The sequence below is a fragment of the Pseudomonas sp. B21-028 genome, from assembly GCF_024749045.1.
Classification (GTDB): Bacteria; Pseudomonadota; Gammaproteobacteria; order Pseudomonadales; family Pseudomonadaceae; genus Aquipseudomonas.
In genome coordinates, this window is record NZ_CP087184.1 from 4,121,445 (window position 1) to 4,146,798 (window position 25,354).

Genomic DNA, 25,354 nt, shown 5'->3' on the forward strand with positions numbered 1-25,354 from the left:
ACCTGGCCATTTTGTAACTCGCCTCAGTCTCTGCCAAGGGCTCGCCGCAACTCTGCCATCCATCCTCCAAACCGTCACCAAGCGGATAATAAATATGTCCCTTTTCGCTTTCCGCTAAGAAGGCGCTACTCTATTCCTCCAGTAATGTGATGCAAATATTATCGAAATCTATAGTGTGAGGAGCGATTTCTACTGGCTTTGGAATGCTTAGTAAAAGACGGACGTTCCATATTTTTGTCGTGGTAAAACTATAAGAATAATCCCGCCAATCAGTTGACTCGATTATGAATACTTTCTCAGCCACCACCGTACTTAGCCAGCTTTCATTAGAGTTGACGCTAGAGCCCAGCTTTGCCCCAGAAATAGAGCTGCGTGCACGGAGGCTGACCTCATATGTCCTGTTCCTGAGCAAATCAATCGTGGGGAGGAGTTTAATGATATAGAGATAAGGGGAGTATATTCTCCCATAGTAGTTACCACCCTCCGACATAATATCGAAGAGGCGTCGATGCGGTTCCCCCTCAAAACTACCGGCAGTCCATCCATCCTTATCTCCGTTATCGAAATGTGTGCACTGGTGCCAGAGAACAACCTTTAAAGTGCGCACGTTCGAGTAGACCGGGTTGACTGAATAGAGCGCCTTGGCATACAGACGGCGGGCACCGACGGTCACGGTAATATCTCTGGTCCAGATGCCCGTGTCGGCATCGGCGGTCGCCTCGCCCTTGAGTACAGCGCTACTTCCGCTCCCCTCGTAAATTTCGACCTTTTGCCCTTTACTGGCTTGACCCGAGAGTTTCAAGGTGAGGCTGCTGGTTGCACGGCCCTCTAGGACTTCAAGACCGCCGGTGTCTTTCACGCTGTCTAGGGTTGGGGTCATCAGAGCGACAGCCTTGACGATATAGGTGCGCGGCGGAAAGGTCACCGCCTCGGCCTCGTCATGACTCTGGTTGAAGGAGGCCTTGAACTCTATTCTCAGCGTGCTGCCGTCGCGTAGCTCCCGCAATTCGTTGTAGGGGACGACTTTTTCACCGTAGCCTTGTAGATACCACTCCGTGCTCACCCAATTACTCGTTCCGCTCCATACTTTCTCGTAAAACGAGCCATTGGCCTTTATGCCCTCCAGGCGTAACCATATGCGTTGGTTATGTGCAATAAGCGGCCAACTATCGATACGCACAGTGGCGTCACGGACCATGTTGCTAACATCTAGCTCAAGTCCTTCGCCATTATTAGCGGCCTCGAGGATTCGAGGCTTGGCTACCAATAGATCGTTCTCGGCGATCGTCTGAACTGTCAGGTTGAGTGCGGCTGACGGATCGGATTCATTGCCATTGCGCGTCACCGTGTAGGTCACCGTCACCGACCGGCCCAGGTTAAAGGCGATCACACTGACCGGGATGACGATCTCACGATTGGGGGGCAGTGTTTGCACCGGAGTGGTGTGGGAGCCCGCCCCTGCAGTGCCGGCCCACGTCACGCTGACCTGATCGCCCGGCTGGACGCCGTAGTCCGGAATCACCACGGTCAGGGCATCCTTGGCCGCCACCGGATTCAGTTGCTGGGTCGGTGAGCTGCCTGTGGCTTGCTTGACACTGGGCGCAGTCAAATCCATCCCCGCACCAATGCTCATCAGCAGCGTTTCTGACGGACTGGTCCCACCTACAACCCGCCTCACCCAATACATCGCTCGCACCGTGCCATTACGGTTGCCCTCGATCAGCGCGCCACTGATGGTGAACGGGATGTCCTGGTTCTCGGTCACTTCAGTGACCGGAAGCGAATCCCGATACCGGCCGGTTATCGACCCCCACCACAAGATATGCACTTGGTCGCCGGCCTTTTGGCCGTTGTATTGGCGAACGATCAGACGCGTGCCATTTGGCTTGTCCGCCGGGTCCAGGACCCCGTCGCTCTCCCCTTCGACCACCGGCGGTGGCAATTCAGCCTGAGGGAGGCCGATAGTCAGCAAGTCGGCGTGCAGCGATTCCTCTTCGATGACTTCCCGGCTCACTGCATCGCGCAACAGCATGTAATACAGATCCAGCGTCCCGCCTTCAATGGCGGTGAGGTGCTCACCCGCCACGACGATTTCAATCGGTACGCTGCCCTCCGCTTCGTTCTTGCTGAGCGGATGCAGGAGCAAGTCCGGTGTATAAGAGCTGCCGCTCTCGGTCGTACCGGTCCAGATCAACGCAATGGCATTGCCCTCTTCCATGGCCGGGTCCAGCGGGATCTCGATGGTGGTACCGGGCAGTTGGGGATCGAGGGTGCCGGCGATCTCGTCCAGGGGGATCGGGGCCGCCAGGGGATTGGCCCGGCCGACGATCCGCGGGGAGAATACTTTGGAGGTCAGGTCACCACTTCCGTCCGCCTTGATCAGACGATAGAAAAAAGCCGCATGGAGACCGCCGGCCAGCTGGCGCACCTCGGCGCTGGGACGTTTGAATTCGGTGATGCCCGATGCGTTTGTAATCACCTCTGGCGGATAAACTTTCTCTATCCGTTCACCGCTCGCGGTGAGTCCCGACAAGCTCATTTCGATCTCGTCGCCCACCGCAAAGTCATTGCCCAACGTAAAGACCTGGAAGGTCAGGTCTGCCTCACCGAGCTGGTCCATATCCAGCACCAGATTGACCGTCTCCTTGATCAGCGGCGCCAGCAAGCGCGAGTTGCCGGTGTCCACGATCACCCGCACTTCGGCACTCCAGTCTGCGGATTTGTTGTCCACCACGTCATAGACTTCAAACACCACCGCCAGTCCATTGGTATCGGTGTCCCCGGCCGTGAGAATGGTGGCTTCATCGACGGTGATCACCAGGGGCGCATTCTGCGGCGGCAGATGCTGTGGCTCGACAGTGGCCCAGATGATTTCGCCGCCCCAGGACAACTTGATCCGGTCCCCTTCGGCCATGATCGGGTAAGGCTCGATGGTCACCGGAACACCCTGCCTGGCGGCATCCTGGTCCACCGCGTCGGGTGGCAGGAACGGGGTCGTCAGTTTCAGTTCGGAGTGGCCGGGTGTTGTTCCGTCCAAGTCCGGGCCACCGGGCGGGGCAAAGTCGATCTTGACGTGGATCTTCGTCACCGCTGAAGACGTATAGCCCGGCTCAGCGTTGGCTTTTTCCAGGATATAGAATGCGTCGCCAGACCCGCCCGCCAGGGCACGGATTTCAGCGTTGGGAATCTCGAATTCATAGACGGCGGGCAAGTTGTCGATGACTTTGGATTGACGGTTTTCCAAAGGCAGGCCGATCACTGGAGTGCCGATCCAGGTCATATGCAACGTGTCGTTCAGGGCAAAGTTCGGTGCAAGCGCGATAATCTGGATCGTTACGGGCTGTTTGCCCAGCGTCGGCAAATCGATAGCACCGTTGGAAGCTTCCTTGATGATAGGTTCGGGTACCCGGGCATGAAGGGTGGCGACCATCTCAAACTGGTCTGGCTGGGTGAAAAGGCCAACAACGCAGGTCCCTACCTGCATGAAGACGAGCACATTGTCAGCAGCAACGAAGTCGGCACGGACATTGTGATGTTCGTCTCCGGTGAACACATCGAGGTCCTGAGGGGAGGCAGCCTGAGACTGAGCTACTGGGTCTCCAACGACAACGCCGTCGTGTATGACGTCAGGGAGTCCGACTTCCTCGACGCCCTGGTCCAGGTCATCCGTGCCGAAATCCCTGCGCCCCGGGTCGTTGAAGCGCCTGATAATAAACTGGACCCGGAAGTTCATACCGGCAGCGTGACCCTGCGTATCGGCTACCTCGGCACCGCCAAAGGCGACATTCTTACCTACTACTGGCATGGCAACCCTGGAGATGGCAGCACCAGCGATTGGGTACCGATATCCCAGGCCAGCGCCGGCAAGCCACTGGACTTTACTATCCTGCGCAAGTACATCGAACCGAACATCAGCGACATCGTCCGGATTCGTTATGTTGTCCTTGAAAAACTCACCGGCCGGTATCGCTATTCGGGCTTGCTTGAGCTGGTCATCGGCGATCTGCTGGGCGAACTGCCCGTACCGGTGGTGATCGAAGCCTCGCCCCAGGGGGAGCTCGATCCGATGAATGCACTCGCCGGCGCCACGGTAGAAGTGCGATACGCAAGTATGGATGAGCCACACAAGGTTCATTTGAATTGGCTGGGCAGCCCCGGTGCGGGAACATCCGATGATCTGGAAATGCCCGGCAGTACCACCGGCAGCGTCCAGTTCAACATCCCGGCCTCGGTGGTCGGAGCCAATATCAACCGTAACGTGATGCTCGGTTATGAGGTGACGCACAAAGGCTTCGTCTTTCCTTCCGAAACCCTGGCGCTGAAAGTATTGGCCTTCCAGGATCCGGAACACCAGTTGCCCAAGCCACGGATTACCCAGGCAAACGACACAACGTTGGTGTTGAATCTGGCGACGTTTAACGGAAACGCCAACGTCACCCTTGAAAAATGGCCGTTCATCGCCGCCAGGCAGCGCATCTGGTTCCGGCTTGAGGGCAATACCGAGACAGGAACGAACTATTCCATTTCATTGCTGGACAGCCATGAACTGAACGACAACCAGGTCGCCAATGGCCTGAGCGAAACGGCGTTGCGAACCGAGCTGGAACGACTCGGCCACAACACACCGTTAACCGTGGTATGCAAGGTGGGCTTCAGCGCCGAAACAGAAGAAATCTATGCGCTTACCTTTCCCCTGACCCGCTACACCTTCAAGACTCATCATGACTGGGTCATCCCAGAGATCACCAGCGTCAGGGACTCCTGGGGCGAAGTGGGTGAAGGAGAAAACACCCTCGACAATAGTGTGACATTGAATGGCACGGCAACACCCGACTCCAGAATCCAGCTCTACGACGCCGGTACTGCAGGAGCGATCGTGCCGGTAGACATCGACGGTTTCTGGTCTCATGTCATGTCCCCGCTAAGCATAAAATCCTACCGGCTCACCGCCCACGCCTTGGACGGCAGCGGCTTCGTTTCATCACCACGTACTTTTTCAGTAGAGGCTGCCGACGCCCCAACCATCACCAGTATCAGGGACGTCTGGCGTGAGATTGTCCATGAAGGCTACACCGCTAACCGGCAAGTCACGGTGAGGGGCCAGGCCAATGCCAGGCAGAACGTAAAAATCACGGGGGTTTCAACACCTGCGCCAGAAGAGCTGACTGATGACAACGGCGGCTGGAGCACCACCTTCAGCGCCTTGGCCCTTCAGCGTTATAGCATTGTGGTCGAGGCGCTTTATGGCGTAGACGTTCCGCCGTCTGCACCGCGATCATTCACAGTGACCGGCGTCGTCAATCCGAGTATCAGCAGCGTTCGAGACTCGCGCGGTGAACTCAATAATGGTGCCACCACGACCGACAATCGAGTGTCCCTGAGTGGTAATGCCAGTGCCTATCAAGTCGTGCAGATACTTGGCACCACGACCACAGCCCCCGAAATCACAGCAGATGCAGGGAGTATCTGGCAGTTGGCACAGCTGGCGGTGAGCCCTGGGGACTACAGCCTGACCGCCAAAGCGTTGTACGGCGACAACGTGCCCATTTCACCGCCGCGAACTTTTAGCGTGCGCGCGCCAACGCCACCGTTGAACTTCAATCAGAGCCCCGTCACATTGAGTGGAGCAGCCTACATACTCGTCGGGAGCGCCGCGCTGCCCAACTTCGGCGCTGGCACGTCGGTCCGCCATGCCGCCACTGGCGGCACACAACCCTATCGGTACAGTTCCAGCAACCCGGCAGCCGCCGTGGTTGATGGGGCCGGGCTGGTAACCGTTCGCCGCAATGGCAGCACGACCATCACCGTGACCGATTCGTCCACGCCAGCGCAGTCAAGAAGTTACACCGTTACGGTGACAGGCGTCTGGCTGTGTCATAACCTCGGAGGCGGGCATTACCAGACGATTCGCAGCGTCGCCGCTTCACGTGGCGTGAGCATTCCGGATCTCGGTACGCTGAATGCAATCAGCGCCGCCTACCGGGGACGTTGGCCTTGGGGGGGCGCCTACACATGGTCCAGCAGCGTCAAGTTTCCATTACCACCGGTGTATATGTATGCGCTGACCATGTCCAACGGTGCTACATGGGGGTTATGGGATCTTAACCCGATCGGCACAGGCCTGGGCATCGGGCGGTAAGGTGAGCCGCTTCAAACGAAAGAACCCTGCACGGCGGCAGGGTTCTTTTGGTTATTTCCAGTCGGGTTCAGCGTTTACCAGCTATAGCGCAGCCCCACGTTAGCGCCAAACGGCATTTCGATATTCTTGCCATTGGCATAGTCGAAATCGGCATGCAGTTGCAAACGCTCGCTGAGCTGAGCGGCTATACCCGCTCCGAGCTCACCGCGCGACCCCGAAAGGTCGTTATTGAATACGTTGTTATTGACTTGCACCTCGTTGTTCTTGGCAAACTCATGGGCCATCGCCAGCCGGACATAGGGCTGCAGCACCGTACCGTCGTCCAGCGTAAAATTACGTCCGCCAGTCATGCCGACCTTGCCGAGGAAAGAACGGGTGCGGTCGCCTTCGGCCTGCATACCATTGTTTAGACCATAATCCTGGCCCTGGATCACCACCGTGGAGAATTGGGTATAGGGTTCGATGAAGTAGTTGTTGTCCAGCTTGATATGCCGTCCGAACTCCACCGAGCCGCCCAGGCCCGTGGTGCTGTAGGAACCTTTGGCACGGCTGCTGTCACTCATCGAGACTTTCGCCTCATTATGAAAACGGTTCAGCTTGAGCACACCGTCGAAGTAGTAGCCCGTGTCCGCATCCAACCACGTCGTATAGGCCCCCACATAGTAGCTTTTCACGGTGCCTGAACTGCCGCGGCTCAAGTCCAGGTCAGAGTTGCTATGGCCTGCCATCGCACCGATGAGCCATTGTCCATCTCCCACCGGCAGCGGCGCGTCGGCCCCCAGGGAGAAGCCTTGCTGAGTCTGCTTGTAGCCCGTACCGGAAGCTGCATCCACATTGTATTTGTTGCCATAGGTACGGCCCCAGGCGCCCGATTTACCTCCATTGAAACGCAACTCACCCATGCGGCTGCGCAGGCTGGTCAACTCACCCAGCCAGACTGTCGGAGCGGTATTGAACAGGGCCATGACAGTACGGGTGCCGGGGCTGACCGTCGCAGTCTCAGGATCGAGGAACCAGTCAGTCCCCCCTGAACCATTCGCGGCGGAAACCAATTTATAGGAATAGGTCCCGACATCCACCTGATCGCCGACCAGGCCAAAGGTAGCGTCGCCCGCCGCCGTTTTCACCAGGGTCAGCGCTTGTGCAGACACCGGATCGACGCCGGATCCTTGCACCAGCAACGCGTGGTTCCCATTGGCAACACCGGTGACATTGAGCACATCGTGTTGATTGGTCGCCCAGTCGACATCCATCTTGAAGGTACCGTCGCCCGCCAGGGTGCCCACGTTCAACTGATAGAACTCACTAGCACCGCCAAAGGCCACCGTTCCCCCACTCAAGGCCAAGGCGCCAACCGTATTGTCGCCAGCCATTTCCCACTCGGAACCGCTGTTGATCGTGACGCCGGAAACATTGATCAGATTGCCTTTGAACAACGAACCGTTGGCGAGCCTCAGGGTGCCGGTGCTTCCGGACTCGACAATAAAGTCACCCTCCATGCGGCCCTGATCGAAACCCAGATTGACGGTGCTGTTTCCGGAGACGTCGACATTGCCTTTCAGCACCACACCGCCGCTATTGCTCACGTTCATGCTCACCGTGACACCGTCCACAGCCTCAAGCAAATTGCCATTGCCTGCGATGAGATTCGAGCCATTGGTCAGATCGATGTTGAACTCCGTGGAGGCGGCGCCGGCAGGCACGACACGGATGGCTGCACCGGTTTTTCCTTCAACGGTCGTACCATCGAGCAATACATTGCCTTCACGCGGAAGTGGCCGATTGCCTCGCAGATCAAGCCCATTCAAGCCACCGATGATGGTGCTGTTGGTAAATGTCGCGTCTGCACTGAACAACCTGACGCCATAGCTGTTGGCACCCGTACCTTCGATATGAGAGTTGCGGACATCCAGAGTGCTTAACGCCGAAGCAAAGGCACCGCCCTCCGACCCTTTGATAACGCTACCGGATACCGTCGCCGACGACCCCGCTCCGAGGCTTTGCAGCAAATGCAGGCCAATCCCGTTGGCATTGGTCACGGTGCTGTTGCCGATGGTTGCCTGACTGGCTTCCAGTCGCACGCCAGCGATGCCGCCGGTTCCCGTGGCAGTCACCGTGGCACCCTCCAGCTCCACTCGCGAACCGTTACTTGCCCATATCTGCTGAGTCGTACTACCAGGGCGGACATTAATGGTGGAGTTATTTGAAATAACATCCAGTATGTCGGCACCATTCACATTGAGCGTCGAACCTGTAATGACGCTATAGCGATCACTCGGGGTACCCGGGGCAATGTCCCTGACTTCGCCATTTTCTACCAGGTCGGCCTGCACCGACGTGCTTACCAACATCGACAAAACAAGGGAACAAGACACCGGTGTTATACCGGACAGAAGCATTCGTGTGGAATTCGAGGAATACATAGTGATGGACCTGAAGTGAGAGTGAACGTGCACTTCTTCAAGACTCAGCGGCAATCAAAGTGCAAGGCGGCCGCAGGATACTCAAATAACCACCCACGACATGTAGGAAAACTCCCAAATACAAACAGGAAAAATCCCATAAACGTACATCAACAGAAACTTCTCGATTACTTGGAGAAATAAACGGAAAGAAAAAATCTGTGTTTTTCCTTTCCGTTTCCTCACTTTTTAGACTTAGGAAATATCAAGGGTTTATTGGACACAGACCTGCCGCATCCTTCGAAGCAGCACGTATCGTAAGCGTGCCTGACAAGGGCTTCGTGCCGACCATCACCGTATAGTCGACCTTCAACGCCCCCCTGCGTCCCAGTAAGTCGCTAAAATGAGTGGCCCTGGGGCCAACATCCTCTGTAAAGCCATCCTCCACTTGCTCTTGGCTCAGCGAAGAAATCGTCTTTCTCCAAGGCGTTCCCACTTCGTTAAGAGGTGGGAATTCGGAATATCCTTGCACGACAATATCCATCTGCTGACCTGCAGACAGCTTTGGATTCGGTGGTATATGCAACCGCAAGTTTGCGTCGGGTCCCAGCCAGGACGAGCAATTGATCCACCAGACGATCCCCACGAATCGAGCATCAAGAAACTCCGGCTCGGACAGTCTTATAGGCACGGCCTCCTCGACATTCACTGGCGTAACAGGAGAAGGGGAAGGATTGTTATCACCGGTTACACCGACTTCGTACCACACATCAATAAGAATACCCGGTACTTTCTCGATCTCAGTCCAAGGCACATCGAATTCGACATCCGCGCCTACAGTCGGTACGGGGCTTACTTCAGCTACATAATCGGGTAGATCGCCCCAATACAGCCTTGCCCAGTCAACGCCGACCAGGCCCGGGGGCACGGTAAATGTCGCCGTTGCATTCAGTCCCTTGTCGGTCTCCAACAACTTGTTATCTTCTGGCGCTGGGCCACCGCCCCGGACAAGCACCATTGGCAGAATACTAGGATCGATGACCTGGGATAAATCGACTTTGATGTTCAGCGCACTGTCAGCATCGTACGTGAGTTGGCCTCGTCTTATCTGATAAGTAACTGCCGTCGGTTTTTCGCCAGTCGCGGCACCATAATCCGGTACGATCAGTTCAGTATCGCTTACATCGACGATGATGGGATTTGTTGGATTAACTCCGACTTTGTGAGGAACACTAGCCGTATGTGTGCCCCACGTCAGGTAAATACGATCATTCTTTGCGGGGTTTGTATAGAGCTGCACCAGCGCCCGGACTCCCGTTCGAACGTCGGCCAGATCAATCAACGTCTTGGCGTCTTCGGCCAGTGGCACTCTCAGGGGACGGAACGGCGCAACAGGTAAGGGAAGGAGTAGCAGATGAGTTTCGAGAGGTTCCGAATATGGACCAACATTGCCCACAATATCCTTCAGTTTAAATTTGAAAGCAAGTAAACCATCTTCTTTTCCCATCAAAAACATAACCGGAATAAAAATGATCCGATTGCTGGGAATTTCCTCATCAAATACTTTGTACGGAACAAGGACTTCTTCCAACAATACGTAAACCTCGATGGCATCCTGATTACGTGCGCCGGAGTAGGGAGGGACGATCAAAGGTACGCCTGTCCCGCTGACACTATCCAGGTAGATCTTGGTCAACCCGCTGTCTTTAGCGACCTGGTCTCTGAATTCCAAGGGGATGATGGATGATTGATTGTCATTTGGCGGGGTCTTATCGATAACGAATTCCGCTTCAACAGATCCCGAAGTGTCCCCTGAAGCGATTGTTACAGTGTACTTCAACTCATAAGTCCCTTCCTCTGCAAAAGCGGAAGCACTCACGGTGGTCGGATAGGGAAAGTCATCAGAATCAAATGGCCCGGGAATATCATGTATATCCGTAGGGTCTCCCCAATCGGCGCTCCCTTTGCGCCTGACGTAAATCATGAGCGTATCTATCTCGCCCGTTTGGGCTGGCTCTGGCCATTCCGGGACCGTCAATTCAAGATTATCTTCCTGCAGCGCCCGAGGTATATAGTTTTTATATTCGGGATACTGTGGAAAATAGTTCGGAATAATAATCGGGAGCAAGACAGCAGCCGGTTGCTCGGCCCGCTCATGCAAATACCAAGTATTGTAGGCCTCACGAGCCTGCGCAGAGGTCAACTTGCTTTTTGTCTGGTCATTCATTTTTCAGCTCCGGTAGATATCAGTTAGATATATCCATGAATAGCTAAAATACTTACCGCTCATTTACTTTCCAACGAGCCCGACATCAGACAGCTCGCAGACCTTCAATCCTCGTGCTTTGAAGCGGCACACTGTTCCTCCGTAACGGTCTCGACAATTTTCAAATTTTCCGGTGCCGGAGAAGTGCCAAACTGTCCATCCGTCTTGGTCAGTGCGTAATAGGCGCCCCACGATCCTCGCGACACCGGTTTTATGTGCGGATCGAAAGGCAAGATCCAGACATCGATAAACCTGTCACGAATATGCTCGGATCTTATTTCTTGCGGAAACTCACCGTAGGTTTCTGCAATTGGATCGGTAGAATTAAATGATCGATAGCCTTGCCAAAACACCCTGACTTCGTCGCCTGTTGCAAAATGGCCGCTGTCGAAGTTGATACGAACCCGAATGCCTTCCCACGGCTTATCTTCGCAACCGATATAACCAAAACCATCCGCATCTTCAAATACCGGGACCGGCAAATCATCAATGGTGGTGACCTGAACTCGCACATAAGTATTTTCCGATTGCTGTTCATTTACCCCGTTACTGGTTGTGTAGTAAACCGGCAATCTGGCGTTATTCGGTTCCGTGTCGATCACGTCCCAGGATACGGCGGAGAATGAAACTTCCGCGCCTTCGATGTCCCCCGCCTGCACGGTATAAGTGGCGACGGCTCCGCTGTACTGTCCCCAGTAGAGTTCAAGTACCTCCCCAGGATTGGGCGCCTGATAAAGTTTCAGCTTCGGAATGACCGGAGAGGTCCGGTCACCGGGCAACAGCACATTCGGCACGCCCGAACCGCCCACGATATCGATGAGCGGTAAAAGCGGGTTGAGCAACGCCGGGGCATTGGAATGGTCCTGACCCGCGACCGTGAAATCGATGTTGATATCGGCTTCTTCCGAGGGACGCGAACTGCCACTGCGAATGAAGTTGTACCCCACCTTGATGACCGCTGGTCCCGGACCATTTGCGATCAATACATTCCATGGCACCGGTATGCTCAACGGAAGCACGGCGTTGCGTGGGGGCAACGCAACGCCATCCCAGACCAGTTCGATCTGGTCATTGGGTTGCAATGGGGGGGGAATATTATCAACGACCGCCTGCACCTGCGCTCGCGCATCGGCCCGGTGCACGAGGTTATCATCGTCGTGCAGAGGCACGCTGGGCGGCGGAAGCCGGTTGGGCCAAGGTATGAGTGAGACGGTCCCGGTGGCAGGCTTCGAATAGGTCAGTGTTTCGTTTCCGGCACGATCCCGAATTTTATGAAAAGCATGGAAGGTGCCATTTTGGTTCGGCGCACGAATGTCGTCGCCCATCAGGTCCACACGAATGTCTCCGGCATCGATCTCTGCCTGAAGAATCGTTTTCGTCGTGACGAAAGTCTCTGTGGGTGGGTTCGTTTGGGACCAGAACAACTCAAGCACATCACGATCCGCCGCGCCGGTATAAAGGGGCAACGGAAGACGAAACTCGACCTTGTCATTGTTGTTCAGAAGATATTCTTCGGTGATAACGTTTCCCGGCAGATTACTGGGGAACAATAATGCCTCAAGTTGTTTATCGTAACTGGGCGGTTCGCTATCAACCGTCACGAATCGATGTTCAGAAGGTGCCCCCGGACCGCCAGCAGAAATGATAATTTCGTACCAGGTTTCGAAACGACCATCGGGTTGAAGAGCATTTTTCGGTACGCTAAGGGGATAGGGAAACATATCCTCTGTAATGGGGCCTGGAAGTGTTACTCTTTGAACGGGCGTGGCAGCCCTATTGTTGGGACGGTCCCAGTACAATTCGATAGTGTCTTCTTCACCCGCAATCGCATATTCCGGCCATCGTTCAGGTATATAGACAGGTAATGATTGATTCTGCGACCCTGTGGGAAGCAACCCGTCCGGGTCGCTGTCGTCAATAATCAAGGGAATCGATAATTTCTCCAGATCAGCCAATATCGGGCTTCTTTTCCGCATCGGAGCTCCTTCTCTTTCACCCAAGTCTTTACTCTCTTTCGATTCGCTCACTTGCCACTCCAAACTCGCGATGATTGAGATTATCTGCGCCGCGCTGAATAATGCGTAGTTCACGTCGGGTCTGCACGGCAGAACCCAAGTGAAATCTATTCGACTCTCTATCTGGCTGATTGAATACTGTCAGAGTTGACAGGTGCGGATACCGTTCGTCGCCTTGGCAAACATCAAGCGGCAATATCTCAGTTCAATATGAAAGCGCCTTGCACGCGAACATCGCCCTTTGAATCGGGAGTTCTTTTTGAATACGCTGCGATAGCGTGTGTTGAGGGTTATAAAACTTCAGCGAGCTTGTATAACCGACCAGCACACAAGGAAATTCGCCTGCATGCATCCGCCAGCTTCACTTGATCGACCACCAACCCTATCCGGATATGCCCCGCTGCGCTGGGTCCAAACGCCTCACCCGCCAGCACCGACACGCCATACCCATCCAACAGCCGCTCGGCAAACGCCTGGGCATCGAGCCCCGTCCGGCGCACGTCCACCATCACGAACATGCCACCATCGGGCCGCACCGGCGTGAGCTCGGGGCAATCATCGAGCATGGCGCACACCAGGTCCCGGCGCTGGCGATACTCGTCTCGCATGGACGCCACTTCGGGCAGCTCTTCCTCCAGCGCAACCTGCGCCGCCCGCTGCACGAACTCCGGCAGGCCGAACAGCATGCACAACGACAGGTTCACCAAGTGTCCAGACAGGGAGGCAGGGCCGATGACCCAGCCGATGCGCCAACCGGTCATGGCGTGGGATTTGGACAGGCTGTCGATGGTCGCGGTGCGTTCGGCCATGCCTGGCAGGCTGGCCGGACTGATATGTTCGCCCTCGTAGACCAGATCGCTGTAGACCTCGTCACTGATCAGCCACAGGTCATGTTCGATGCACAACTGCGCCAGCGCCTGCCAGGTGGGCAAACCCAGGCTGGCACCGGAGGGGTTGTTGGGGCTGTTGAGCAGCAGGGCCCGGGTCCGAGGGGTGATCAGGCGGGCCACATCGGCGGGCTCGACCCGAAACGCATTCTCCGGGCGTACCGCCACCGGTATCACCTTCGCTCCGCAGGCGCCGAATACCGCCTCGTAGGTGACATACATGGGCTCGGCCACGATGACTTCGTCGCCGGGGTCGAGCAGGCATTGCGCGACCGCATACACCGCACACTGCGCGCCCGGCAGCACCGTGACGTGCTCAGCCCCGACCGGCTGGCCGCTACGCCGACGATGACGGCCCGCGATGCTGGCGCGCAGACCGTGGAGGCCGCGAACGTCGCAATAGTGGGTATCCCCGGCCCGCAGGCTGTCCACGGCGGCCTCGACGATGGCCCGCGGTGTGTCGAAATCCGGATCGCCCACCGATAACAACAACACGTCCCTGCCCTGCTCACGCATGGCCAGTGCCCGGTCGTGGATCTGCCACGCGGCGGCGCCCTCGCCGGTGATGCGTTGGGTCAAGGCTGAATAGCGCATGTACTGCTCCTGGAGGCCTGTACGGTTAATTTGAGTGCACGAATTAGCCACACAGGCCACTAGTTTATGCGATGTGCAGACTCAACCCTATCTCAAATCACAAACCGCGCCACCATCGCATTCAAGCCCACCGCCAGGCGCGACAGTTCGTGGCTCGCGTCGTTGATTTGCTGCGCGCCCGAAGCCGATTGCGTCGCCAGGTCGCGGACGAACGAGCGTGCCCTCTCCACCGTCCAGTCACCGGGTAGCGGCCTGCCAGAGCCGGGCGATGTCCCGGGCTCGTTCGCGCAACAACCGTGGTGCATCGGCACAGGCCTGCTGCAATGTCATCGGCCCGCTGACCAGCGCGAAGGCTGCATCGATGCCGTGTTCATACAGCGCCTGGTAACCCTCCCCCAGCGTGCCGGCGATGACCAGCACCGGTACGCCGTGACGGCGCGCAACGCGAGCCACGCCAAGGGGCGTCTTGCCACGCAGGGTCTGGGCATCGAAGCGGCCTTCCCCGGTAATCACCAGGTCGGCCTCCTCGATGGCATCGGCCAGGCCAGTCAGTTGGGCGACGACGTCCACGCCGGTGCGAAACTGCGCGCGCAGAAACGCTTTGGCCGCGAACCCCAGGCCACCGGCGGCACCACTGCCCGGTTCGTCTCTTACATCGCGGCTCAACACCTGGGCGCACTGGCCGGCGAAATGCGCCAGGGCCTGATCCAGCTGCCGCACCTGCTGTGCGGATGCGCCTTTCTGGGGACCGAAAATCACTGAAGCGCCGTGGGGCCCGCAGAGAGGATTATCGACATCGGCGGCGATCTCGACACAGACCCTGGCCAGCCGTGGATCCAGGCCACTCAGGTCGATGCGCGCCAGTTTTGCCAAGGCCAGGCCACCGGGTGGCAAAGGTTGCCCGTGCTCATCCAGCAACGCTACGCCCAGTGCCTGCATGGCACCCGCGCCGGCATCGTTGGTGGCGCTGCCGCCGATCGCCAGGATCACCCGCCCTGCCCCTTCATCCAGGGCCGCGCGAATCAGCTCGCCGGTGCCGTAGGTGCTGCTGGAGCAGGCATCGCGTTGCTCCACCGGCACCAACTGCAAGCCACTGGCCTCGGCCATTTCGATGATCGCCGTGCGGCTGTCGGGCAACCAGCCCCAACGCGCCTCGACCGCGACACCCAAGGGCCCCTGGACGCGGGTACGGCGCCATTCGCCGCTGCATGCGGCCAGCACCGACTCCACCGTCCCCTCGCCGCCATCAGCCATCGGGCATTTGATCAACTGGGCTTGCGGCCAGACCTCGCCCAACCCGGCGGCAATGGCATCGGCTACGCCCTGGGCGCTGAGGCTGTCCTTGAACGAGTCAGGGGCGATGATTATTTTCATTTGGGTCTCCGGTTCCGATGTTCGACATGCTGACAGCCGACCGCGTCGTCGCGCCGGTCTGCCGCATAAAAGACACCTGGGATTATTGTTCAGATCCACAAGTGCCGGTGCGTACACCGAAGATCCAGTGTGGGGGGGCCTGTGGGAGCAAGGCTTGCCCGCGATGAAATCAACGCGGTTTGAGCTTGGAACAGCATCGCTTTCATCGCGGGCAAGCCATGCTCCCACAGAGGCTCGTCCATATGGGTTCGGGGGGTTTGTTAAATGTGTTTGATCCGTGCGGTCGTTCTGGGGTTTGATTGAGCCTTTCCCATCGATAAAAAGGATCTTGTCATGAGCTACCGCACGCTGGGTCACTCCGGGTTACACGTCTCGACATTGACCCTGGGCACGATGATGTTCGGCGAACAGACCAGCACCGAAGATTCGCTGCGGATCATCGACAAGGCCTGGGACCAGGGCATCAACTTCATCGACACGGCGGACGTCTACACCAATGGCCGCTCAGAGGAAATCGTCGGCGAGGCGATTGCCAGTCGCCGCCAGGAATGGGTGCTCGCCACCAAAGTCGGCTTCGGTCCGCCGGACGGCGTGCCCAACCGCAGCGGCCTGAGCCGCAAGCATCTGTTCAACGGCATCGAAGCCAGCCTCACCCGGCTGGGCACCGATTACCTGGATATCTACTACCTGCACCGGGAAGACCACAATACCCCGCTGCACGTCACCGTGTCGGCCATCGGCGACCTGATCCGCCAAGGCAAGATCCGCTATTGGGGCCTGTCGAACTACCGTGGCTGGCGCATCGCCGAAGTGATCCGCATCGCCGACAGCCTGGGCATCGACCGGCCGGTGATCAGCCAGCCGCTGTACAACATCGTCAACCGCCAGGCGGAAACCGAGCAGATCACCGCCGCCCAGAACTATGGCCTTGGCGTGGTACCCTTCAGCCCCCTCGCCCGGGGCGTGCTCAGCGGCAAATATGCGCCGGACGTGGCGCCGGACGCCAACAGCCGCGCCGGCCGCCAGGACAAACGCATCCTGGAAACCGAATGGCGGGTCGAGTCCCTGCGCATTGCCCAGCAGATCCAGCAGTACACCCGGGATCGGGGCGTGGGTATCGTCGAGTTCGCCATCGCCTGGGTGCTGAACAACCGCGCCGTCACCTCGGCCATCGTCGGGCCACGTACCGAGGAACAGTGGGATGGCTACACCAAGGCGCAAGCCGTGACGATCACAGCAGAGGACGAAGCCTTCATCGATTCGCTGGTGACGCCGGGGCATGCGTCCACGCCTGGGTTCAACGATGTGGGGCATTTCGTGCCGGGGCGTGTGCCGCGCACGTCATAAAACCACTGAGCGCAGCGAACCTCATTGAGGTGTGCTGGGCTGTGGGAGCAAGGCTTGCCCGCGACGAAGGCGCCTCGGTTCCCAGGTGAATCGCGTTAACTTCATTGCAGGCGAGCCTTGCTCCCACAGTGTTGTGCTCATTGTTCAGGTGCTGTTTCATTCTTCCAGAGAGTTATCGTGTCCAAAGGCATCGCCCTATCGGTTTCAGCCTCCGCGCTGTTCGCCGTCATGTATTACTACACCTCGCTGCTCTCTCCCTTGAGCGGCCTGGAAATCTTTGGCTGGCGCATGTTGCTGACGATGCCCTGCATGACGGTGTTCATGCTGATGGCAAAGGAATGGACGCGGGTCACGGAGCTGGTCCGGCGCCTGATCGCCACGCCGCGCCTGTTGCTCGGGGCAATGGCTTCTTCGGCGTTGATGGGGTTGCAACTGTGGCTGTTCATGTGGGCGCCGCTCAACGGCTACAGCCTGGATGTGTCGCTGGGGTATTTCCTGTTGCCGCTGTCGATGGTCCTGACCGGACGCCTGTTCTTTGGCGAGCGCTTGTCCTATTTCCAGAAAATCGCCGTCTTCCTCGCCTCCCTCGGCGTGCTCAACGAGCTGGTCCAGGCCGGCGGTTTTTCCTGGGCGACCCTTTTGGTGGTGGTGGGTTATCCGATCTATTTCATCCTGCGCAAACGCCTTCGGACCGACCACTTGGGCGGTCTCTGGCTGGACATGGCCCTGATCGTGCCGGTGGCGCTGTGGTTCGTGCAAAGCGGCGAACAGGGTTTCGCCGTCTTCGATCAGCACCCGTGGTTATCGCTACTGATCCCCGTGCTCGGCGTGATCAGCACCTCAGCGCTGGTGACCTACATCGTCGCCAGCCGGTTGCTGCCGTTCAGCCTGTTCGGGTTGTTGAGCTACGTCGAACCGGTGTTGCTGCTCGGCGTTGCGCTGCTGTTGGGAGAAAGCATCAAGGCCAACGAGTGGCTGACCTACATCCCCATCTGGCTGGCGGTGGCGGTGTTGGTATTCGAAGGCTTCAAGCACCTGACGCGGCAGCGGCGCCGGACTTGACCCATGTGGGAGCGAGCCTGCTCGCGATGACGGCCTGCCAGTCAATGCACTGGTGACTGACACACCGCCATCGCGAGCAGGCTCGCTCCCACAGGATTCGGGTATTACTCGGTCGCCAACACCCCACGCCGCACCTGGTCACGCTCGATGGACTCGAACAGCGCCTTGAAGTTGCCTTCGCCAAACCCATCGTCGCCCTTGCGCTGGATGAATTCGAAGAACACCGGCCCCATCAGGGTCTCCGAGAAGATCTGCAGCAGCAGGCGCCTGTCGTCCGGGTTGGAAGAACCGTCCAGCAGGATGCCCCGCGATTGCAGTTCATCCACCGGCTCGCCATGGTTCGGCAAACGGCCTTCGAGCATCTCGTAGTAGGTGTCCGGCGGCGCGGTCATGAAGCGCATGCCGATCTTCTTCAGCGCATCCCAGGTCTTGATCAGGTCGTCGGTGAGGAACGCCACGTGCTGGATGCCCTCGCCGTTGAACTGCATCAGGAACTCTTCGATCTGCCCGGCGCCCTTGGACGACTCTTCGTTCAACGGAATACGGATCATGCCGTCCGGGGCGGTCATGGCCTTGGACGTCAGGCCGGTGTATTCGCCCTTGATGTCGAAGTAACGGATCTCGCGGAAGTTGAACAGCTTCTCGTAGAAGCCCGCCCAGTAGGCCATGCGGCCGCGATATACGTTGTGGGTCAGGTGGTCGATGATCTTCAGGCCCGCGCCCACCGGATGACGGTCGACGCCTTCGAGGAACACGAAGTCGATGTCATAGATCGAGCTGCCTTCGCCAAAACGGTCGATCAGGTACAGCGGCGCGCCACCGATGCCCTTGATCGCCGGCAGGTTCAGCTCCATCGGGCCGGTTTCGATATGGATCGGCTGGGCACCGAGTTCCAGGGCACGCCGGTAGGCCAGCTGCGAATCCTTGACCCGGAACGCCATGCCGCAGACCGACGGACCATGCTCGGCTGCAAAGTACGAGGCCACGCTGTGGGGTTCGTTGTTGAGGATCAGGTTGATCGCGCCCTGGCGATACAGGTGCACGTCCTTGGAACGGTGCGTGGCGACTTTGGTGAAGCCCATGATCTCGAAGATCGGCTCCAGGGTATTGGGTGTAGGGGATGCGAATTCGATGAATTCAAAGCCCATCAGGCCCATCGGGTTTTCATATAGATCTGCCATGTCGGCGCCTCATCATGCTTGTCAATTAACGGAACGTTAGTTGCTGGCCATGCTGAGGGCACACGGTGGCGCGCAGGAGATACCGCGAACGCTGCGGGCGAGGAAATCGCCATAGATCAGTTGTAACCCAAGTATCTTCATTGTCGACCCAAGGCTTTTGCGGGCGAGGCTTCTGCTGCCAGAAGACGTTATTCTTATATGCGTAAACCGATTCTACACAGCGTAACCGGATTTGTCCGCCTCCTCTATCAAATCGCCTTTCCCGCCGCCCGCGCAAGGGGTCTGTTGCACAGGAAGATGCCCGTCAGGATCAACCCGCCGCCCACGCACATCAAGGCCGTGAGCCGTTCGTCCAATAGCAGCGCCCCCAGCAGCACCGCCGTCAGCGGGTTGAGCGCGATGAATACCCCGGAACGGGTTGCGCCGATCCGGCGGATGCCGTCGTACCAGGCGATGTAGGCCAGGGCTGAGCCCAATACACCAAGGTAAAGCAAGCTCAGCCATTGCCTGATGTCCAGCCCGTGCAGGGCTTCGAAGCGAACCTCGCCCCCGGCCGCACAGGCCAGCCACAACATCGCCGTGCCCAGCAGGATCGACCAGGTTACCGTCTGCAATGGGCCGAGGCTTTCATTCAAGCTTCGGGAAAACAGCGAATAAATGCCCCACCCCAGTACGCAGCCGAAAATCAGCAGATCACCGATCCAGCCCTGCGCGGACGCCTCCAGCAAGGAAGGATCGCGACTGACGATGACCAGCCCCGCGCCGCCGATGCACAGCACGATTCCACCCACTTTCAACCGGCTCAGCCGCTCCTTGAACAGCCACCAGGACGCCAGGCCGATCACCGCCGGGTTCAAGGCCACGATCAGCGAGGCCCGCGACGCATTGATGTAGTGCAAGCCATAGAAGAAACACAGGTTGTAGAAAAGGATGCCGAAGAACCCCAGCACCGCCAGTTGCAGGCCCTGTTTCACGGTGGGCCTGGCCAGCGGGATCCGCACCAGTCCGAGGAACAGCAGCAGCGCCCCACTGGCCAGCAGGAAACGCAGGCTGGCCGCCAGCAAGGGCGCCAGGGCATCGGACAGGATCCTGCCGGCCACGAAGGTACCGCCCCAGATCATGGTGACCATGGACAGCTTCAGGTAGACAGGCAGGTCCGAGGGGGTCGAAAGGGTGTGTTCGAGGTTTTTCATGGGTCACCACAGACAAATGAATCGGGTTACACAACCTTGTGGCGAGGGGATTTATCCCCGCTGGAGCGCGTAGCGGTCCCTTTGAATGACCTGTCGTATCGCAAGATTTTGGGGCCACTACGCTGCCCAGCGGGGATAAATCCCCTCGCCACAAGGTTTGTCTATTCAGTTCGAATCGGATGCCCCATTATCCAGCTCATATAAAGTCATCGTAAAATGAGCATTTCCTCATGACCCTCACCCAACTCGAAATCTTCTCCCTGGTCGCCGAGCTGCGTGGCTTTACCGCCGCGGCGACACGGTTGGGCATCAGCCAGTCGGCGGTGTCCCACGCCATCAAGGCGCTGGAACAGGAACTGGGGGTCGAACTGCTCAGGCGTCACCAGTCCGTAGTGGAACTCAGCGACATCGGCCAGCAACTGCTCCTGCGCGCCCGCGCCATGCTTGGACTGGCCAATACCCTGCGCCAGGAAGCCGCCGACGCCCGCGGCATGCGCCGTGGCACTTTGCGCATCGGCTCGTTCGGCCCGACCTCATCGATGAAGCTGTTGCCCACCATTCTGCAACGCTATCGGGCCTTGCATCCGGGTATTGAAGTGCACATCGACGAAGGGCCGGACCGGCAAGTCATCCAATGGCTGGATGAACGACGGATCGATGTCGGCTTCGTGGTGCTGCCCGAGGACCGTTTCGATACGTTCGCCCTTACGGAAGACCAGATGGTGGCCCTCCTTCCCACTGCCCATCCCCTGGCCGCTCGAACCAGCCTGAGCCTCAGCGACCTGTGCGGCGATCCCTTCGTGCTCACCGAAGCCGGATCGGCGGAGTTGGTCACGCGCCTGTTCAATGCCGCCCGGCTCACACCGAATGTGCGCTATCGCTGTTCACAACTGCTCAGCACATTGAACACCGTCAGCCGGGGTGAGGCCCTGACCGTGGTCTCCGAGGGCTCGCTGCCGGAGGGGGATCATCAGGGCTTCGTCATCCGGCCCTTGTCGCCCCCGGTTCCGCGCCGGATCGGCCTGGCGGTGCTGGACAGTCGCCAGGTTTCGCCCGCCACTCGGGCATTTATCGAGTTGGCCTCGTCTATCGAATGAAGAAAAGACCGGGTTTCACTGGACGATCTCGTAGTGCCACCCATCGACAATCGAAGCACAACTTCAATCGGATTACTCATCTGAATCTATACTTGGTACACACACCGGCCTTGCGCAGACAGCGATGCAACTTGAGGAAAACGTTTGCTCTTGTTACATGAGGAAAAAGATACGATTTACACTTTCCGGTTTAACTACTACAATTTTTCTGCCTGTGCTGGATAGCAGGAGAGTCATTTATCACCGAGGCGCTTCAAAGCGCTTGGCTTATAGCTTTGTCTGCGGTTGGTCTCAGCCAAATATTTGATTGGAGTAACGATAATTGTCCAGACTCGTTGAATTTCGTAAAGCCGAAAAGGCCCTTCAGGATCAGCTCAAACAGTTGGAATTGCTGAAGAATGATGCCGGGCTCAAGAAAGAAATCGAATTCGAAGAAAAGCTCCAGGGACTGATGAAGACCTACGGCAAGGGCCTGCGCGATATCATCGCAATTCTTGACCCGAACCCGTCAAAAGCGGGCTCTTCATCGGCCAAGGCGCCTAAAACCCGCCGTGCGCGGGTGGTCAAGGTCTATCAGAACCCGCACACCGGCGAACTGATCGAAACCAAGGGCGGTAATCACCGCGGCCTGAAAGCCTGGAAAGAACAATACGGCGCGAGCACCGTCGACTCCTGGGTACGTACCTGACATCCAGGATGAATTAAAAAGCCCTGGACACCCAGGGCTTTTTCATGGATTCAAACTTCTGGAGTAGGCCTGGCGCATTAGGCTGATAGCCTTATAGTTTCAGACTATTTCGTACTGCCTGTATTTCATCCTGGCTTTCAACAAACACCTGCGCCTGTCCCGCATAGGACAGAACATAAGCCCGGCCTTCATTAAGTGCTGCCACCAGTGTCTGAGACAACACATGTCGGCCGTTCTGCGTGATCGTACAAGTAGTTTCCAGGGCGCTTACCCCGCCCAATTGGGAAGCATGAATCTTATTGCATACACTTTGATAACCACCCTGGAAAAAATCCTTCTGGATTGACTTGCGCATTTCCAGGAGCACGCCTTGCAAGTTGACTTGATGATCGGGCTCGATAGGCGTTGCGGTCAGTTCCATGACCATGACGGCATTACCTGCCGGGTCATTCTTGGTCGCCCGTTGTCGAGAGGTTCCCGGCACCGCCGGCGCGGCAGACGCATCGGAAGGCAGCGGCTCGATGAACCAACCCTGGGGCCAGGTGACCTGTGGTTCGGCGGCCTGGACGCCGGCGCTCGCGGCCATGGCAAAAAACAGGACGAACAACGAAAGGAACGGTCGAATCATTGCGCTGCACTCAAGGACGAATCGCGAAGTCTGAAGCTCACTGCTGCACCAGGCAATAGCCATACACGGTTTGGCGATGCCGCGGCCCCTGCGTATCATGTTTGACACAAGCCACGGAACCGTCGCGCCAAGCCCCGCGACGTCGTTGCCCACTTATTTTTCCGGAGGACCCATGAGCCTGCACGAACTCGACACTTTCCCGGGCGTCACCGCCCAACCCGATGCCGCCACGGCCAACTTCGTCTTCAATCACACCATGCTGCGGGTCAAGGACATTACCAAGTCCCTGGATTTCTATACCCGTGTCCTGGGCTTCTCGCTGGTGGAAAAACGCGACTTCCCCGAAGCCGAGTTCAGCCTGTATTTCCTCGCGCTGGTGGACAAGCGCCAGATCCCGGCGGACGCTGCGGCGCGCACCGAGTGGATGAAATCGATCCCCGGCATCCTTGAACTGACTCACAACCATGGCACCGAAAGCGACCCGGCATTCGCTTACCACAACGGCAACACCGATCCACGCGGGTTCGGTCACATCTGCATCTCGGTACCGGATGTAGTCGCCGCCTGCGAACGCTTCGAAGCGTTGGGCTGTGATTTCCAGAAGCGCCTGAGCGACGGCCGCATGAAAAGCCTGGCGTTCATCAAGGACCCGGATGGCTACTGGGTCGAGATTATCCAGCCTGCGCCGCTCTGACGCTCACCTTGACCTCATGTGGGAGCGAGCCTGCTCGCGATGAGGCCCGGCCAGTCGACACTCGTTGCCTGATCTGACGCCATCGCGAGCAGGCTCGCTCCCACAGGGCTCGGTGGCGGTATGAAAGCTCAACAAAAAACCCCATGGGCCAGGCCCACGGGGTTTTGTTTTTCCAGCGTTCGGCGGCTTATGCCGGCGCGGAAGTACGGATCAGATGGTCGAAGGCGCTCAACGAGGCCTTGGCCCCCTCGCCTACGGCGATCACGATCTGCTTGTATGGCACAGTGGTCACATCACCGGCGGCGAACACGCCGGGGATAGAGGTTTCCCCCCGGGCGTCGACGATGATCTCGCCACGGGGTGACAGCTCGACGATGCCCTTGAGCCAATCGGTGTTGGGCAACAGGCCGATCTGCACGAAGATCCCCTCCAGCGTCACGTCGCGCACTTCACCACTTGGACGATCCTTGTAGCGCAGGCCATTGACCTTCTGACCGTCGCCCGTCACTTCGGTGGTCTGCGCGTTGGTGATCACCGTCACGTTCGGCAAGCTGTGCAGTTTGCGCTGCAACACCGCATCGGCGCGCAATTGCACATCGAACTCCAGCAAAGTGACATGGGCGACGATGCCGGCCAGGTCGATGGCCGCTTCGACACCGGAGTTGCCCCCGCCGATCACCGCCACGCGCTTGCCCTTGAACAGCGGACCGTCACAGTGCGGGCAGTACGCCACGCCCTTGTTGCGGTATTGCTGCTCGCCCGGCACGTTCATTTCACGCCAGCGGGCGCCGGTCGCCAGGATCACGGTCCTGGCGTTGAGGCGCGCGCCGCTGGCGAACCGGACTTCGTGCAGTGCGCCGTCCGTGCCAGGCACCAGCGCATCGGCGCGTTGCAGGTTCATGATGTCCACGTCGTACTGCTTCACGTGCTCTTCCAGGGCGACGGCCAGTTTCGGCCCTTCGGTTTCCTGGACCGAGATGAAGTTCTCGATGGCCATGGTATCGAGCACCTGGCCGCCGAAACGTTCGGCCGCCACACCGGTGCGGATGCCTTTACGGGCCGCGTAGATCGCCGCCGACGCACCGGCCGGGCCACCACCGACCACCAGCACATCGAAGGCGTCCTTGGCGCTGATTTTCTCGGCCTGGCGTTCGCTGCCGCTGGTGTCGATCTTGGCGAGAATCTCTTCCAGGCCCATGCGGCCCTGACCAAAGTTCTGACCGTTCAGGTAGATACTCGGCACGGCCATGATCTGACGCTCATCGACCTCGGCCTGAAACAGCGCGCCGTCGATGGCGACGTGGCGGATGTTCGGGTTCAGCACCGCCATCAGGTTCAGCGCCTGGACCACGTCCGGGCAGTTCTGGCACGACAGCGAGAAATAGGTCTCGAAGTTGAACTCGCCTTCAAGGGCGCGGATCTGTTCAATGACTTCGACACTGGCCTTCGAAGGGTGACCGCCGACTTGCAGCAAGGCCAGCACCAACGAAGTGAATTCGTGGCCCATGGGAATACCGGCGAAACGCAGGCTGATATCGGCTCCCGGGCGGTTCAACGAGAACGACGGCTTGCGCGCATCGGTGCCGTTGTCGAGCAAGATGATCTGGGTAGAGAGACTGGCAATGTCTTTGAGCAGCGCCAGCATTTCCTGGGATTTCGCACCGTCGTCGAGGGATGCAACGATCTCGATCGGTTGGGTGACCCGTTCCAGATATGACTTCAACTGAGCTTTAAGATTGGCGTCCAACATACGGGCGATTTCCATTTTTTGAATTTCAGAAAAAACA

Annotated in this window: 17 protein-coding genes; 6 read left to right on the forward strand and 11 right to left on the reverse strand. The window is 58.1% G+C overall.

What is annotated here, in order from left to right; all coding sequences use genetic code 11:
* Positions 1-130 precede the first annotated feature (130 nt).
* Positions 131-3,430, reverse strand: a complete 3,300-nt coding sequence (locus LOY35_RS17325) for a hypothetical protein (protein ID WP_258625113.1) — start codon at positions 3,428-3,430, stop codon at positions 131-133.
* On the opposite strand from LOY35_RS17325, the gene LOY35_RS17330 reads away from it, so the two are divergent.
* Positions 3,413-6,139: an Ig-like domain-containing protein gene (locus LOY35_RS17330; RefSeq protein WP_258625114.1), complete on the forward strand. Its 2,727-nt coding sequence runs from the start codon at positions 3,413-3,415 to the stop codon at positions 6,137-6,139. The genes LOY35_RS17325 and LOY35_RS17330 overlap by 18 nt on opposite strands.
* A gap of 74 nt (positions 6,140-6,213) precedes the next feature.
* Here LOY35_RS17330 and LOY35_RS17335 read toward each other — a convergent pair whose 3' ends face one another.
* The 6 genes from LOY35_RS17335 to LOY35_RS17360 all read right to left on the reverse strand — a co-directional run bounded on the left by LOY35_RS17335 (position 6,214) and on the right by LOY35_RS17360 (position 15,677).
* On the reverse strand, positions 6,214-8,490 hold the full coding sequence (locus LOY35_RS17335) for an autotransporter outer membrane beta-barrel domain-containing protein (protein ID WP_258625115.1): 2,277 nt from the start codon (positions 8,488-8,490) through the stop codon (positions 6,214-6,216).
* Between the two features lie 316 nt (positions 8,491-8,806).
* The gene (locus LOY35_RS17340; RefSeq protein WP_258625116.1) at positions 8,807-10,768 is read right to left on the reverse strand and encodes a hypothetical protein; all 1,962 of its coding nucleotides are present in this window, start codon (positions 10,766-10,768) and stop codon (positions 8,807-8,809) included.
* A gap of 104 nt (positions 10,769-10,872) precedes the next feature.
* Complete coding sequence (locus LOY35_RS17345) at positions 10,873-12,897, reverse strand: hypothetical protein (RefSeq protein ID WP_258625117.1); 2,025 nt, start codon at positions 12,895-12,897, stop codon at positions 10,873-10,875.
* Positions 12,898-13,112: 215 nt separating this feature from the next.
* Positions 13,113-14,303, reverse strand: a complete 1,191-nt coding sequence (locus tag LOY35_RS17350) for a pyridoxal phosphate-dependent aminotransferase (protein ID WP_258625118.1) — start codon at positions 14,301-14,303, stop codon at positions 13,113-13,115.
* A gap of 92 nt (positions 14,304-14,395) precedes the next feature.
* On the reverse strand, positions 14,396-14,533 hold the full coding sequence (locus tag LOY35_RS17355) for a hypothetical protein (protein WP_258633779.1): 138 nt from the start codon (positions 14,531-14,533) through the stop codon (positions 14,396-14,398).
* 7 nt (positions 14,534-14,540) lie between these two features.
* Positions 14,541-15,677, reverse strand: coding sequence for a glycerate kinase (locus LOY35_RS17360; RefSeq protein ID WP_258625119.1), 1,137 nt, complete (start codon positions 15,675-15,677; stop codon positions 14,541-14,543).
* 333 nt (positions 15,678-16,010) lie between these two features.
* Between LOY35_RS17360 and LOY35_RS17365 the strand changes: the two genes are divergently transcribed.
* Positions 16,011-17,024, forward strand: coding sequence for an aldo/keto reductase (locus LOY35_RS17365; protein ID WP_258625121.1), 1,014 nt, complete (start codon positions 16,011-16,013; stop codon positions 17,022-17,024).
* Positions 17,025-17,201: 177 nt separating this feature from the next.
* Positions 17,202-18,086 carry an EamA family transporter RarD gene (gene rarD, locus LOY35_RS17370; protein ID WP_258625123.1) on the forward strand — a complete coding sequence of 295 codons (885 nt, stop codon included), beginning with the start codon at positions 17,202-17,204 and terminating at the stop codon, positions 18,084-18,086.
* Between the two features lie 104 nt (positions 18,087-18,190).
* Here rarD and hppD read toward each other — a convergent pair whose 3' ends face one another.
* Both hppD and LOY35_RS17380 read right to left on the reverse strand, forming a co-directional pair.
* A complete protein-coding gene (hppD, locus tag LOY35_RS17375) occupies positions 18,191-19,267 on the reverse strand; it encodes a 4-hydroxyphenylpyruvate dioxygenase (RefSeq protein WP_258625126.1) in 1,077 nt (358 codons plus the stop codon).
* A gap of 248 nt (positions 19,268-19,515) precedes the next feature.
* A complete protein-coding gene (locus LOY35_RS17380) occupies positions 19,516-20,460 on the reverse strand; it encodes a DMT family transporter (protein ID WP_258625127.1) in 945 nt (314 codons plus the stop codon).
* A 230-nt stretch (positions 20,461-20,690) separates the two neighbouring features.
* On the opposite strand from LOY35_RS17380, the gene LOY35_RS17385 reads away from it, so the two are divergent.
* On the forward strand, positions 20,691-21,557 hold the full coding sequence (locus LOY35_RS17385) for a LysR family transcriptional regulator (RefSeq protein WP_258625129.1): 867 nt from the start codon (positions 20,691-20,693) through the stop codon (positions 21,555-21,557).
* Between the two features lie 322 nt (positions 21,558-21,879).
* Positions 21,880-22,245, forward strand: a complete 366-nt coding sequence (locus tag LOY35_RS17390; RefSeq protein ID WP_258625130.1) for a histone-like nucleoid-structuring protein, MvaT/MvaU family — start codon at positions 21,880-21,882, stop codon at positions 22,243-22,245.
* A gap of 91 nt (positions 22,246-22,336) precedes the next feature.
* On the opposite strand, the gene LOY35_RS17395 is transcribed toward LOY35_RS17390, so the two are convergent.
* Positions 22,337-22,873: a DUF4946 domain-containing protein gene (locus tag LOY35_RS17395; RefSeq protein WP_258633664.1), complete on the reverse strand. Its 537-nt coding sequence runs from the start codon at positions 22,871-22,873 to the stop codon at positions 22,337-22,339.
* 172 nt (positions 22,874-23,045) lie between these two features.
* Between LOY35_RS17395 and gloA the strand changes: the two genes are divergently transcribed.
* On the forward strand, positions 23,046-23,567 hold the full coding sequence (gene gloA / locus LOY35_RS17400; RefSeq protein ID WP_139648649.1) for a lactoylglutathione lyase: 522 nt from the start codon (positions 23,046-23,048) through the stop codon (positions 23,565-23,567).
* A gap of 187 nt (positions 23,568-23,754) precedes the next feature.
* Here the strand turns inward: gloA and ahpF are convergent, their stop codons facing one another.
* Complete coding sequence (gene ahpF, locus LOY35_RS17405; protein ID WP_258625132.1) at positions 23,755-25,317, reverse strand: alkyl hydroperoxide reductase subunit F; 1,563 nt, start codon at positions 25,315-25,317, stop codon at positions 23,755-23,757.
* Positions 25,318-25,354 lie beyond the last annotated feature (37 nt).

What these genes read in the sequence shown, in the direction of transcription:
- LOY35_RS17350 (WP_258625118.1), bottom strand. Translation starts at nt 14,303, where the DNA reads ATGCGCTATTCAGCCTTGACCCAACGCATCACCGGCGAGGGCGCCGCC.
- LOY35_RS17325 (WP_258625113.1), bottom strand. Translation starts at nt 3,430, where the DNA reads ATGGTCGCCACCCTTCATGCCCGGGTACCCGAACCTATCATCAAGGAA.
- LOY35_RS17360 (WP_258625119.1), bottom strand. Translation starts at nt 15,677, where the DNA reads ATGAAAATAATCATCGCCCCTGACTCGTTCAAGGACAGCCTCAGCGCC.
- gloA (WP_139648649.1), top strand. Translation starts at nt 23,046, where the DNA reads ATGAGCCTGCACGAACTCGACACTTTCCCGGGCGTCACCGCCCAACCC.
- hppD (WP_258625126.1), bottom strand. Translation starts at nt 19,267, where the DNA reads ATGGCAGATCTATATGAAAACCCGATGGGCCTGATGGGCTTTGAATTC.
- ahpF (WP_258625132.1), bottom strand. Translation starts at nt 25,317, where the DNA reads ATGTTGGACGCCAATCTTAAAGCTCAGTTGAAGTCATATCTGGAACGG.
- LOY35_RS17385 (WP_258625129.1), top strand. Translation starts at nt 20,691, where the DNA reads ATGACCCTCACCCAACTCGAAATCTTCTCCCTGGTCGCCGAGCTGCGT.
- LOY35_RS17335 (WP_258625115.1), bottom strand. Translation starts at nt 8,490, where the DNA reads ATGTTGGTAAGCACGTCGGTGCAGGCCGACCTGGTAGAAAATGGCGAA.
- LOY35_RS17365 (WP_258625121.1), top strand. Translation starts at nt 16,011, where the DNA reads ATGAGCTACCGCACGCTGGGTCACTCCGGGTTACACGTCTCGACATTG.
- LOY35_RS17340 (WP_258625116.1), bottom strand. Translation starts at nt 10,768, where the DNA reads ATGAATGACCAGACAAAAAGCAAGTTGACCTCTGCGCAGGCTCGTGAG.
- LOY35_RS17380 (WP_258625127.1), bottom strand. Translation starts at nt 20,460, where the DNA reads ATGAAAAACCTCGAACACACCCTTTCGACCCCCTCGGACCTGCCTGTC.
- LOY35_RS17395 (WP_258633664.1), bottom strand. Translation starts at nt 22,873, where the DNA reads ATGATTCGACCGTTCCTTTCGTTGTTCGTCCTGTTTTTTGCCATGGCC.
- LOY35_RS17330 (WP_258625114.1), top strand. Translation starts at nt 3,413, where the DNA reads ATGAAGGGTGGCGACCATCTCAAACTGGTCTGGCTGGGTGAAAAGGCC.